Source organism: Coleofasciculus sp. (assembly GCF_046565525.1).
In the GTDB taxonomy this organism is placed as follows: Bacteria; Cyanobacteriota; Cyanobacteriia; order Cyanobacteriales; family Coleofasciculaceae; genus Coleofasciculus.
This window is the reverse complement of the sequence record NZ_JBKHUP010000032.1, coordinates 19,946-32,261: the sequence shown is the minus strand read 5'-3', so window position 1 is coordinate 32,261 and position 12,316 is coordinate 19,946. Positions and strand designations below refer to the sequence as shown.

At 45.2% G+C, this 12,316-nt stretch carries 10 protein-coding genes and 1 pseudogene; 5 read left to right on the top strand and 6 right to left on the bottom strand.

The features are described 5' to 3' along the window. Window positions 1-47: 47 nt before the first annotated feature. Together ACLGGO_RS13520 and ACLGGO_RS13515 are read right to left on the bottom strand one after the other, a co-directional pair. Entirely contained in the window at window positions 48-1,880 is a 1,833-nt protein-coding gene (locus ACLGGO_RS13520) for an aspartate kinase (RefSeq protein ID WP_446419707.1), read from the bottom strand. Window positions 1,881-2,004: 124 nt separating this feature from the next. Continuing rightward, window positions 2,005-2,628: pseudogene (locus ACLGGO_RS13515) on the bottom strand (HAD family hydrolase); the annotation flags it as partial. A gap of 47 nt (window positions 2,629-2,675) precedes the next feature. On the opposite strand from ACLGGO_RS13515, the gene ACLGGO_RS13510 reads away from it, so the two are divergent. The 5 genes from ACLGGO_RS13510 to ACLGGO_RS13490 all read left to right on the top strand — a co-directional run bounded on the left by ACLGGO_RS13510 (window position 2,676) and on the right by ACLGGO_RS13490 (window position 7,516). Beyond that, entirely contained in the window at window positions 2,676-2,798 is a 123-nt protein-coding gene (locus ACLGGO_RS13510; protein WP_446419727.1) for a hypothetical protein, read from the top strand. A gap of 89 nt (window positions 2,799-2,887) precedes the next feature. After that, on the top strand, window positions 2,888-3,427 hold the full coding sequence (locus ACLGGO_RS13505; RefSeq protein WP_446419706.1) for an EF-hand domain-containing protein: 540 nt from the start codon (window positions 2,888-2,890) through the stop codon (window positions 3,425-3,427). A gap of 54 nt (window positions 3,428-3,481) precedes the next feature. Then, window positions 3,482-4,435, top strand: coding sequence for a terpene synthase family protein (locus tag ACLGGO_RS13500; RefSeq protein ID WP_446419705.1), 954 nt, complete (start codon window positions 3,482-3,484; stop codon window positions 4,433-4,435). A 332-nt stretch (window positions 4,436-4,767) separates the two neighbouring features. Next, window positions 4,768-6,429 (top strand): D-Ala-D-Ala carboxypeptidase family metallohydrolase, encoded by a 1,662-nt coding sequence (locus ACLGGO_RS13495; RefSeq protein WP_446419704.1) that lies wholly within the window; start codon window positions 4,768-4,770, stop codon window positions 6,427-6,429. Between the two features lie 310 nt (window positions 6,430-6,739). Further along, window positions 6,740-7,516 (top strand): hypothetical protein, encoded by a 777-nt coding sequence (locus ACLGGO_RS13490; protein WP_446335409.1) that lies wholly within the window; start codon window positions 6,740-6,742, stop codon window positions 7,514-7,516. A gap of 100 nt (window positions 7,517-7,616) precedes the next feature. On the opposite strand, the gene ACLGGO_RS13485 is transcribed toward ACLGGO_RS13490, so the two are convergent. From ACLGGO_RS13485 to ACLGGO_RS13470, 4 genes are all read right to left on the bottom strand, one after another. Continuing rightward, window positions 7,617-8,324, bottom strand: a complete 708-nt coding sequence (locus ACLGGO_RS13485; RefSeq protein WP_446335408.1) for a DevA family ABC transporter ATP-binding protein — start codon at window positions 8,322-8,324, stop codon at window positions 7,617-7,619. 88 nt (window positions 8,325-8,412) lie between these two features. Beyond that, window positions 8,413-9,561 (bottom strand): ABC transporter permease DevC, encoded by a 1,149-nt coding sequence (devC, locus tag ACLGGO_RS13480; protein WP_446419703.1) that lies wholly within the window; start codon window positions 9,559-9,561, stop codon window positions 8,413-8,415. A gap of 246 nt (window positions 9,562-9,807) precedes the next feature. After that, window positions 9,808-11,226 (bottom strand): HlyD family efflux transporter periplasmic adaptor subunit, encoded by a 1,419-nt coding sequence (locus ACLGGO_RS13475; RefSeq protein WP_446419702.1) that lies wholly within the window; start codon window positions 11,224-11,226, stop codon window positions 9,808-9,810. 187 nt (window positions 11,227-11,413) lie between these two features. Beyond that, window positions 11,414-12,154 carry a phycocyanobilin:ferredoxin oxidoreductase gene (locus tag ACLGGO_RS13470; protein ID WP_446419701.1) on the bottom strand — a complete coding sequence of 247 codons (741 nt, stop codon included), beginning with the start codon at window positions 12,152-12,154 and terminating at the stop codon, window positions 11,414-11,416. Window positions 12,155-12,316 lie beyond the last annotated feature (162 nt).

The following is a 12,316-nucleotide window of genomic DNA, read 5'->3' as shown; positions in this document are numbered from 1 at the left end:
TTCCTTGTACTTGATGACATGGTATTCAACCGAACTTGATATAACTCCTAAGCTGGAACTTCAATTTGCTGATTTCCCGCCAACCCAAATGCCTGGTGAATGGCTTGTAATGCTGTCACCCCTTGCTCTTTATTCACTACACAACTAATCCTTATTTCCGAAGTAGTAATCATTTGAATATTAATTTTGTGCTGAGAAAGAGCAGCAAACATCTGTGCAGCTACACCGGGTTGTCCAATCATTCCTGCACCAACAATACTGACTTTAGCAATATCGGCATCAAGGAGAACCTCTCCGTACCCTAAAATAGGGGCTGCTTCTTGGAGAATTTTCTGGGCATTTTCCGCCTCAGCTTGAGCGACGGTGAAAGCAATATCGCGTGTGGGAATTCCATCAATCACTCGACAGCGCTGAGATTGAATAATCATATCCACGCTGATTGCTTGCTGGGCTAAAATACTAAATATCCGAGCTGCCATACCCGGACGATCAGGAACATAGCGAATCGCTAAACGGGCTTGATTTTGGTCAAGGGCAACACCTCGGACGGGGTTTGAATGTAGAGACGCGCCATGCAACGTCTCTACATTCTCAGAAATCGGTAGACGGGCGGGGGAACTCTTAATATTAAACGTGTCACACAAAACAGCGATCGCTTGATGGCAATCAGCCGCATTAATCACACAGCTTACTTTCACCTCGGAGGTGGAAATCATCTGAATATTGATTCCCGCATTTGCCAGGGTGGTGAACATTTGAGCCGCAATACCGGGGTGTCCAATCATTCCAGCCCCCGCGATCGCAATTTTGGCGATATCCGGTTCCACTAAGACTTCCGCCTCATCCGCACGGGGATTGGTGGGGCTGCACAAAGCGGGTGCAATGGCTTCAGCGACGGCTTCAGCCCGTTTGAGAATACCCTTACTCACACTAAAAGCGATATCATTCGTATTCCCCTCGTGAATCGACTGGATAATTAAATCCACATCTAAATCTTGACCCGCAATCTCACCAAACAATTGTGCCGCGACACCGGGATGATCCGGAACCCGCAGCATTGCCACTTTTGCCTGATCGGTATCAAATTCTACAGCATCGACCGAGCGAGCTATTTCTAAATCATCTAAAGAACGGGGTTGTGGCGTGGGAGAAATCACCTTTGTTCCCGGAGCATCTGTCCAACTCGATAGCACAACCAAGGGTACACCGTAATTCCGAGCAATTTCCACCGCACGCGGATGCAGTACCTTTGCCCCTAAGCTTGCCAATTCCAGCATCTCATCGCAGGTAATCTCGTCCATGAGTTGGGCATCTGGGACTAAGCGCGGATCAGCCGTTAAAATACCAGGGACATCGGTGTAAATCTCACACCGAGCCGCTCCTAATGATGCGGCTAACGCGACGGCTGAGGTATCTGATCCCCCGCGTCCCAAGGTGGTAATTTCTAAGTCATTCAGACTACTGATCCCTTGAAACCCCGCTACCACAACGACTTTACCTTCGTCTAGATGTCGAGAAATTCGTTCGGTGTGGATACTAAAGATACGGGCGCGGCTATATTGGGCTTCCGTGACAATGCCCACTTGTGCGCCAGTCAGAGAAATCGCGGGTTGTCCTAATTCCTGCAACGCCATCGCTAGCAGCGCGATGGAGACTTGTTCGCCGGTGGAGAGTAACATATCCATTTCCCGACGGCTGGGATTGGCTGAAATTTCGTGAGCCAGTTTAACTAACCCATCAGTCGTTTTACCCATCGCTGACACGACGACGACTAACGAGTTACCCGCTTGAACTGTTTTTGAGAGTCGTTGGGCAACGGTTTGAATCCGCTCAACTGAGCCAACCGAGGTTCCACCATATTTTTGGACAACCAGCACCATAGATGTTACTCCTACACCTTTTTTCGACGCCTTTCTTGTCAACCCTTGAGGCGTGAATTTGAGCCAGGTCGCTAAAAGGCATCAATTATTAATCAAGTAACTACATTAGCAGACATTCGTCATTACTCCCATCGTTAGGACTATCACCCACTGTCAAAACTTGTTCAGGTTGATACTGGGGAAAGTAGTCGCGTAACACTTGGATTAACCCAGTGGCTTTATCCTGAGATATGGGTTTGATATGACATTGCACCGAACTGTAGGTAAATCCCCAACCCATGGACGTACACAGGGCGTTGAGGTGTTCTAGTTGATGCACAGTGAGGTCACGATTATCAAACGTCCAATCGGTTAGGCGAAAGCGATTGTCAGCCGATTCGTGAATCTGGGGAAATTCGGATTTGAGACGTTGATAGGTATCTGCTAATTGTTGGCGATGGGTAGTTATGTCAGCAATTGTGGATAAAAAGACAAGTTCTTCCCCGTCGGCTGGATAATATAACCCACCATTTTCCGCGATCGCTCCCTGCACGGGTAAATAATTTACCAAACCACTAACCCAGCCGGCGGAGCGACCTGTAACAATAAGCACAGGGATATCTGCTGCTTGTAAATTTTCCAACGCTTGCAGCAAATCCCCACTAAATTTACCTTGTCGTGTTAGCGTTCCATCCATATCTGTGGCAATCAGACGTAGATTTTTCCAGCAATGGGCGGCTATTGCTGAGTTAATCGATGAAAAAGCCATACATTATTGTGTAATGGGTGCCGTATGTTGGGTTATCAAAATTTATCATGGCAATACTATCACCAGACCAACGGAATTATTATTATCTTCTAGCCGCCGAACGAGTGGGAATTCACAAGCCAATTTTGGCGGCTCTGTATCAGGTTCATTCGTCTCCGACTTTCTATTGACAGAACTGAATGTATTTGATAAAATAATAAACTTTACGGAAAAACAAAAAGACTGCAAAAATCGATGATTTTATCATCAGGAGTTGCCCATGCTAACTGAGCTACAAAGTAAAAAATTAACAGCATTATTCAATCGAATGGATGCTGATGCAAGTGGAACTGTGACCGAAGCAGATTTTCGGTTAATTGTGGATAAATTAGCGACATCAAGAAAGCTAAATCCAAAATCGCTGCACTATGCCTATTTGCGTTCAATAGTATTGTCCATTTGGGAAAAATTGAGTTTGGCTGATGGAAACGGTGATGGAGCAGTAACTCAGGAAGAATGGCTGAAGTATTACGAAACCATCATAAACTCAGCCACCTATGAAAACGTACTTAAATTACAAGTTGAAGTATTTTGGGGGGTGCTTGATGAGAACGATGATGGTGAAATAAGCTCTCAAGAGTATGTCGATTTGGTTAGTGCCTATGGCGTGGAGCCAAGTTGGGCAGCAGAAAATTTTGAGCGCCTAGATGTGAATGGCGATGGACATATTTCTCAGTCAGAATTATTCCGATTGATGGATGAATTTTTCCGCAGTGATCGCCCGGAAGCTACTGGAAACTCATTTTGGGGCTCGTACTAAATTTTCGTCATAGATTTCGTCATACACTTTAATTTGAGAGTGGAGATATTTTAAATGGATCGAATTCGACGCTCAGATATTCCCGAATTCTATTGCCCGATAGAAACAACATTGAACGAATATACTGAGGCGGCTGAGAAAAACAGCTTACAATGGGTGAGTAAATTTGGTCTTGTTCCAGAGGAAGGGGTCGAGTATCGAGCTTTGCAAGCAGCAAAAGCAGCTTGGTGTGTCGGTTACACTCATCCCGATGCTTCGGTAGATGACCTTTATTTGATGAGTGACTTGTTAATGTGGCTTTGCATTTATGATGATGTGTGTGACACTTCAAGTTTAGGAAAACAGCCGGACAAATTATCTATTTTGCATCAACGCTTAGTGGATGTATTAAACGGCGCTGAAGTCACCGTTGAAGATGACAAGGTTATTCAAGCCTTACAAGACATTCGCCAACGATTAATCCAACGGACAAGTGGTGAATGGGTTGAGCGTTTTGCCCACGATGTAGAACAGCAACTCCAAGGATATGTATGGGAAGCTACCAATCGTTTAGAGGGGATTATACCCGATTTGTCTAGCTATGTAAAATTACGTCCCTACCCGCTGGCGGTATTTCCCAGCTTGGATTTAACTTGGATTTCCAAGGATATTCCAGCCAATGCTAAATTCTTGAAACATATTTATGTCCAACAGATGACGATGATGGCTTGCAATCATATCGGTTGGACTAATGATGTATTTGGAATCAATAGAGAAATACGGGAGGAAAATCCTCATAACATCGTTTTGGTACTCAAGCAAGACTATAACCTCTCGCTGCCAGATGCTGTCCAACGAGCGGTGGAAATGTGCAATGCTGAGGTCAAAGCATTTCTTAACTTAGAATCACGTCTTCCCTCGTTTGGTGAGACGGAAGATGTAAGTTTGAAACGCTACATTGACGGACTGCGTTTCTGGATACGGGGTCATTTAAATTGGTACTCGGAAACGGCACGCTATCCTTTTTAACATCAATAGGCCTCTCCATCATCAAGCCGCGAGGGTACTGCGACCATAGCCACTAGGCTTGATCGTAGGGGAATCGGGGCAATTTCATGTTTTGGGAGTATCCTGCTGGTTAATATATCTCTTACTAGAACAGGTCAGAGACAATTAACTATCCGCCAAAGACGCTGGGTGGGGAGCCTAGGAACCGAACCAAAAAGGGAGAATAGGTGCAATTGTCACTTTTTGATGACTTTTTTGGGGAATCCCCCACGATACCGTGACGCGGTTAGTGGGGGAGGATGTCAAAGATTATTGTGTAATGGGTCTTATATCTTGGTTTATCAAAATTTATCATGGCAATACTATCACCAGACCAACGGAATTATTATTACCTTCTAGCCGCCGAACGAGTGGGAATTCACAAGCCAATTTTGGCGGCTCTGTATCAGGTTCATTCGTCTCCGACTCTTGCTGATGAAGAAACGGGGTTAGGCATATCGCCTGCCAATCGGGTATCACCTGATCAGGTGAATACATTCCCGGAACAAGTTCAGTATGCGGCTAATGTTATCCGAGCGCTTACCGATAGTTTAATTGCTCAGGGACAGCAAGGGAATGATTTATGGCTGCTAGAACAGGGACGCTATAGCGATGAATTCCTGAAAAACGTAGCTAGGGGATATGTTCCGCCAGCCGGTCAACCCTTTATGGCGCGTTTAGAACCGAGTAACTTTGAGTCGCTCAAACAAGCGTATCTCGCTGATTTAGCCGCTGACTTCAGAAGCGAAAACCTGCCTCAAAATCTTGCCTATCTAGATAAAGCCTTACTGACTCTTGTGGAGCGACTCCCTGAATATTATACGGGATTACCTCATCAACGAGATGCGTTGCTAGAAGCGGTGCGGATTTGGCGGAAACTGGATACCCAGGATGCTACCATTGGTTCTTTAGTGCCAACGGATCAGGTGACATCAGCCCGTGAGGATGCATCAAAACTGGATATTCCCCTCAAGCAATTTATGGGACGGGTTTCTGGTAGCTATAGCGGTTATCCCCATCAACGGGAAGCGCTGCTGCGCCTAACTCAACTGTGGCGTCAATTGCGAACCCGAGAAGAAGCGATCGCGTCTTTGGAAAAAAGTGCCTCCCCCCAAGAAAAACTCGATATTATTGATCCGGCTCTGGTGGCATTCATCGAGCGCGTGCCGAAGTTCTACCAGGGACAAGGTAGCCAACGCAATGCCCTCACCGAAGGCTTTCGACTCTGGAATCAATTTGACTCCCGCGCCACGGTGTTAAGTCACCTAGGCATTAATCCGGACATCCTGCAAGCAAGTACCACTGACCCCACCGCCATGCAAAAACTGGCAGCGGAACTCGATCGAGAACTGATCAGCTTTGTCGGGAAGATACCCAAGGACTATAAAGAAGATGACAACCAACGGGAAGCTTTAATCCGTTTAGTTCAACTTTGGCGAGATTTGCCCACCAGAAATCAGACAGTGCAATCTCTCCTGGAAGACCAAAAACGAATGAATGAAGCCCGTCGTCAAGCCCAAGAAGCACCGCCAAAGCCGACGCCTGTGGTGATTCCCAAACGCCCTGAGCGTTGGACACCTTACAATATTCAGCTATCAGCACCAATCATTCCCGATGGTAGCTTTACCTGGGCAGAAGCCACCCATGGAGGTACGCGCATGCCCCCCAATCAAGCTACAGTGGATGCTATGGTTCGCATTGCGAAACTGGCACAACGGGCACGCGATCGCATTGGGCGACCTTTTATCGTCACCAGTTGGTATCGTCCCCCTTACGTTAATCGAGCAGTTGGGGGTGCCAAGTATAGTCGGCATCTGGTGGGAGATGCCATGGATTTTGTGTGTGAAGGGTTAAGTGGCAATCAGATTTACTGGTCCCTTGAACCGTGGTGGCCCGGTGGCTTAGGTCGCTATAGTCGATTTCCCAATTTGTGCCACATTGACGCTCGCAGCTACCGGGCACGCTGGCTCCATTAAGGGTAACATTCAGCACGAACACCTCGGTTTGCTGCTACCTTTTTCCAGAACTGTAATTCAAAATTTGCATGAGTGCATCTGTCATTGAAGCGGCAAATCGATCAACCACACAAATCCAGAACAATCTAACATTCATGGCGGAGTCCTAGGGGACTTTCGCAAGAGTTTACGGCTCGGTACAGTGTTTTCCCCACCGACAGAAAATCGCTGTCGGGATACCCTAGTAGACTTAACCAGGGCAAGATTGCACCAGATCCACTCCCTAGAAGGCATTCTAGAAATAACTCTTACATCTTCTCCAGCAGGAATTATGTCCAGTCCGATTATCCCTAGAGAATCTACATTAGCTCAAGTTTCTCAGCCGTCACCAACCGCTGTCTCTCCTTCACCTGCCGATACTCAGTCCTCTGGAACACCCTGGATGTTTGTCTCCATAGGACTGCTCTTACTCGCGATTGGCTTACTGGTCTATGGCAAAATACAACTAGATAACATGGGAAAGAAGCTGAAATTTGAGCAGTTTAAGACCAAAGACCTCCAGAAAAAGTTGAAGTTGGCGCTCAACACTATCCGCAAAATGGAAACCAATCCGGATTTGGTTCACTCTCGCGAATTTAATTTAGACTATTTGCGATTGCGGATGGAAGAAGAGGTGTTTCATTTTGCCATCGTTAATCAAATCAAAATCAAGGTAAAACAAATCATCAGTGTGGCGCTACGACCGAATCAGGCGGCTCAAAGTTCGATCGGGATTGCTAGCACCACAGGGAGGCAAGTTGATGAACTGTTTGATGTCAAGTACGAGACGGAAAGCAGTGGTAAACGTACCATGCGAGTGCTATTCCGGATTCAAATCAAGTTGACTAAATTACCCACTCAAGCCACCTCAGCCACGATTAGCCAGATTATTGATTGTATCGAAACCTTTCTTTCTCCAGAGGATGAAAGCTGGCAACCCACGATTCAAGGACGAATTGTTTCGATTCACTGGGATCAAAAAGCTAAACCAACTCCTTTACTGGTGCTTCAGCAATCCAGTGAGGGGGTTAATGTGACCTTAAGAACGAATCGGGCGCGGATTAACTAAACCTATTCACCAACTGCCAATTATTAGATCAAGTTGCTCAAAGCTAAACGTCGTTCTTAACCGAAGTAACTGATGCTATTTATAATGTATTACTTATGAATTATGACTTATGACTTCTGTGAATATGTCCATCTTCGATATGAATAATCCGATCGGCAATATCCAGAATTCGGTTATCGTGGGTCACGAGTAGAATGGTGCATCCTTGTTCTTTTGCCAACTGTTGCATTATTTCCACCACATTACGTCCTGATTGACTATCCAGAGCAGCTGTGGGTTCGTCGGCTAGAACTAATTGAGGATGACTCACTAACGCCCGCGCGATCGCAACCCGCTGTTTTTGTCCACCAGAAAGGTTATCGGGGTAGTAATTAAGATGATTGGCTAAACCAACTGTGGTTAGTATCGCTGTTGACTTCGCTACCGCCTCAGTAGGAGAAATATCGGGGTGAAGTTCCACCGACATTTGCACGTTTTGGCAAGCCGTCAGACTTTTGAGCAAATTATGAGATTGAAAGATATAACCAATCTGGCGGCGCACTTGCACCAGTTTTTCTTCTGTCGCACCGACGAGTTCCTTCCCTAAGACTTGAACATAACCTGATTGAGGTGAACGTAAGCCCCCAATTAGTGTTAATAAGGTTGTCTTACCCGAACCCGAAGGACCTGTCATTAATACAATTTCTCCGGGTAAGAGTTCTAGATGGATATTAAAGAGGATTTGTTTACGTAGAGAACCTTTACCAAAGTAGTGATTGAGATTTTTAATCGATACGACAGGAGATTGAAGTAATACGTTAGAATTCATAATTCATGCCAAATTCGCTGTTGTAATCCCCTTTTTAGCTTGGGTACTCTTTCCTTGGAGCCATCTGCCATCTGCCTTATCCACTCCTCTAAAAAATATCAGCAGGATCGGCGGCTTTGAGTTTCCGCACGGCAATCGCCCCCGATACACAACACATAATAATTGTCAAAATTAGAATAGTTATAGTTTTAGTCAAAGTCATCATCATCGGTAGACGAGTTGCCGCTTTTGTTAAACCATACAATCCCGAAGCAATTACCATTCCGGGAATATATCCTAAAATAGCCAGAATAAGCGCTTCTTGGAAAACCACCATCAATAAATAGCGATCGGTATAACCCATCGCCTTGAGTGTGGCATATTCGGGTAAATGATCGGAAACATCGGTATAAAGAATTTGATAAACAATTACTGTACCAACAACAAAGCCCATCACTATACCCAAGCTAAAGATAAAACCGATCGCCGTACTGGTTTGCCAGTAATTTTTTTCAAAATCGATAAATTCTTGCTTGGACAAAATTGTGACATCATCAGGAAATTCCTGTCTCATGTCAGTTAAAATATTTTGGATATTTGCTCCGGGTTGTAATTGAACTATACCAATATCAATTAGTCCCTTATTTCGTCGTGGAAAAATCCGCAAAAAATTGAGATCACTTGTGACAATATTTCCATCGGCAGCAAAGGAAGCGCCTAAACTAAATAATCCTACCACCCGGATGCGACGTTCTTCTACTTCTGTAGTTACCTCTTCGTTTTGACGAAATAGTTGAGCAATTGAACCATATTCTGGTCTAGATGTGTCATCAAATAAAACCCCATTTTCTATTTTTATCTTATGCAAATTTTGGTTAACATCAGGTAGATCTAATACTGGATTAGCTGGATTAAATCCCAAAACCATAATGGCGCGAGTTGCTCGAGTTTGCGGATTTTTCCATAAACCAAAATCCATATAGAGTGGACTAATTGACTGGACACCCTCAAAACCCAAGGCTTGATATAATCGTCGCTGAGGAAAGCTTTTCATCGCGATAGTTGATGTGGACTGAGGGCTAATTAGAAAAATGTCACCTTTTAAGTTTTTATGCAAGGTCACATTACTCTCAAACAAGGCATCGCGGAAACCAAGCTGCATAAACATTAAAATATCAGCAAAGCTAATTCCAGCGATCGCGACCAGTAATCGTATTTTTTCGCGACTCAGTTGTAACCACGCAAGAGGGATTTTCATTTATAGCAACCGCAAAGGATGTTAGGACACATAGGACGGGTTGAGACGTAAGGCGTGGAACTCAACCAGTGTGTCTGTCCTAATCGATGTGTCTACTGCTATAAGTTTTGAGTTTTGATTGTAAAGATCTGCCATTGCGCGTCTGTAGTGGAGGATTTTACTATTATCATTTCTTACCTAACACCAGATGTAACTAAATCCACCCCGACTTAATTTTTCGCTTCGCTAGTCGGACATAGTTTTAAATTAATTAGACTCTGATTCAAGCAAGATTTCTACGATAACTTTTGAGTTTGTTAATCCGGCAACTTTTTGGCTATCTTCTGGCGGTAGACGAATGTTTACTTCCACGACTCTAGCATCAACATCAGCAGCCGGATCGGTATCGAGAATATCTTTTTTGCCGATTTTCCGTCCAATTTGGCTAACATTTCCTTGAAGTTTGCCCTCAAATGCCTTGCTTTCACTACGAATGGCAACACGCTGTCCGAGACGTACTTTGCTAATATCGCTTTCGTAGACTTCTGCAACTACTCTCATCTCGTCTGTTTTTCCCAGTTCGACAATTCCTTCCCCTTCCTTAATGGTTTCTCCAGCCCGGGTATTTATATCTAAAATCTGACCATCTTCTGGGGCACGCACGTAAGCTAAGGAATCTAAATCAGCTTGAGCTTGTTCAACAGCGGCTAGTGTACTTTCAACTTCAGCTTCGGCTTTTTTTATATCAACCGGACGAATTTCTTTAATTTCTTCTAGACGGGCTTCTTCTTCTTTAATCTGAGCTTCGAGAACGGCGATAGTTTTGTTCCGGTTGACTCTACCTTCTTCGAGCTGTTCGTTAAGATTAGCGATAGTTTGAGCTTGGTTCGCTTCGGCTTGAATAAGATTCGCCTGTTGTTGAGCGAGGTTCTCTTGTGCCTCACTGAGGCGTTCTAGGGCAGTTTCTACCCTTAAGCGGCGGCTTTCTAATTCTGAGGTAGAAATTGCACCATCTTCGGCTAACTGCTGGTAGCGGGCAAAGTCGTTATCAGCGTTGCGTTTTTCTGCCTCTAGTCGTCTAATCGTAGATTCTTGAGCTTTAACGGTAGCTTGTTGAGCTTGAATTGTGGCTTCTTGAGCTTTGGTGGTTTCTCTCAGTTGAGTTTCTAAGCGATTAATTTTGCTCTGTTGGGCTTTTTTTTCTCCCTCTAATTCTTTTTCAAGGCGATTAATTGTTTCCTCTTGGGCTTGAATTGCGCCCGCTTTGGCACCCGCTTTCACTTGCTCCAGGTTCGCTTGGGCAATTTCAACTTTTCTTTTGGCAAGATCTACAGCCGCTTGCAAGCGATCGCGGTTATCCATAATCGCCATGACTTGATTTTCCCGCACGCGATCGCCTTCCGAGACGAGTAATGCTTTCACTACATTGGCACCCTCCAAGGATGTCGGAGCGGATATAATGATAACTTCTCCATCGGGTTCTAAGCGTCCTAAGGCGGTTACCGCTTCGATAGCGGGTGCAGCCACTGGCTGCGGGTGTGATTGAGTTGTACGGAGTTGAACCCGATTGAGGCTGTAAACAGCCGCGACTCCAGTCGCGAGGGTTCCGCCAACAGCCAGAGCGATCGCCCAACGAGTTATCGGTTTAGAAAATAGTCCTTCATCCATCCCTGGTTTATGCCCCATATCTTCCTAATATAAATAGGATTGATTTCTGAATTCGCACCCCCTCCTTCAGTTATAGACGCTAGGAGTAAGCCACGTCTAATGGGATGGGGAAGATGGGGAAGCTCCAGGAGCCGGGGGAGTAGAGACGTAAGGCGTGGAACCTCTAGAAGTAGGGGAAGAGGTTTCCCAATCAACAAATGACAAATCACCCAGATGGTAAGTCAAACAATACGGTAGTCATGTAATGATCTGCCCAATCCGCGCCAAAGGCTTTTTCTAGCACACGACGGGTTTTATCATTTTTCTGCTGTTTGGTGCAATAATAATGCTGACCGGCTACAATTTCTGCTTGGTCTTCAGCCGAAACGGGTGTAGCATTAGTTGCATGAGTACAATGAATTTGCAGAAAATTCTCTACTCGCGATAAAAATTGCTGTTCCTCTTGAGGATTATTGGGTCGAATAAAAATGCAAAATTCCGAAAAAATGTCGCCCCACTCTGGCAAATCACGGACGTCTTGGAAATGAGGAGTTGGTAAAGCCTGTAACGGTTGACGATAGGCGTCGGGTAAGATACGTTTAGCATTCACCGGAGAGATGTCTGCGATCGCAGCACTGATTTTCCCTCGTCCGCCGACTAAATCGCAGCCAAACATGGGTAGATTGTACTCTGGACGGGGAAACATGACACAGTGGAGAATATCGAGCATTGTTCCCACTTTTGCCAATTCCAAATGCAGTTTGCGAAACTGTGGCGTCTGATAACAACGGTTTTCAATCGCGAGTTTCTCACCCTCTAGGCGTCCTTCAACATAGCCTAACTCGGCGGGAAGCTGATAGGGCGACAAATCCAGGTAACGCCGCCAATTGGCTTCAATACAGTCGGCTAATTGGCAAATCAGGGGGTGTTGTTGCTCTCGCAGGGAAGGCTTGGTGGTTACTGACATTCTTTGAATCTTAAACGTTAACGCTCAACCCATCAGGATAGGGGGGTAGGTATAGGATATCAGCTTCTCATCCCTTTGGTATTGCGAAAAGACCCATCTCCACCAAATAACCGTTTCCACAAGATAGTCTCTGGCTATATATGATAGGTAAACAGAGTCTAC

Excerpts from the sequence above, each read along its gene's own strand:
- ACLGGO_RS13485 (WP_446335408.1), bottom strand. The coding sequence starts at position 8,324 with ATGAATTCTAACGTATTACTTCAATCTCCTGTCGTATCGATTAAAAAT.
- ACLGGO_RS13505 (WP_446419706.1), top strand. The coding sequence starts at position 2,888 with ATGCTAACTGAGCTACAAAGTAAAAAATTAACAGCATTATTCAATCGA.
- ACLGGO_RS13520 (WP_446419707.1), bottom strand. The coding sequence starts at position 1,880 with ATGGTGCTGGTTGTCCAAAAATATGGTGGAACCTCGGTTGGCTCAGTT.
- ACLGGO_RS13490 (WP_446335409.1), top strand. The coding sequence starts at position 6,740 with ATGTCCAGTCCGATTATCCCTAGAGAATCTACATTAGCTCAAGTTTCT.
- devC (WP_446419703.1), bottom strand. The coding sequence starts at position 9,561 with ATGAAAATCCCTCTTGCGTGGTTACAACTGAGTCGCGAAAAAATACGA.
- ACLGGO_RS13495 (WP_446419704.1), top strand. The coding sequence starts at position 4,768 with ATGGCAATACTATCACCAGACCAACGGAATTATTATTACCTTCTAGCC.
- ACLGGO_RS13470 (WP_446419701.1), bottom strand. The coding sequence starts at position 12,154 with ATGTCAGTAACCACCAAGCCTTCCCTGCGAGAGCAACAACACCCCCTG.
- ACLGGO_RS13500 (WP_446419705.1), top strand. The coding sequence starts at position 3,482 with ATGGATCGAATTCGACGCTCAGATATTCCCGAATTCTATTGCCCGATA.
- ACLGGO_RS13510 (WP_446419727.1), top strand. The coding sequence starts at position 2,676 with ATGGCAATACTATCACCAGACCAACGGAATTATTATTATCTTCTAGCC.
- ACLGGO_RS13475 (WP_446419702.1), bottom strand. The coding sequence starts at position 11,226 with ATGGGGCATAAACCAGGGATGGATGAAGGACTATTTTCTAAACCGATA.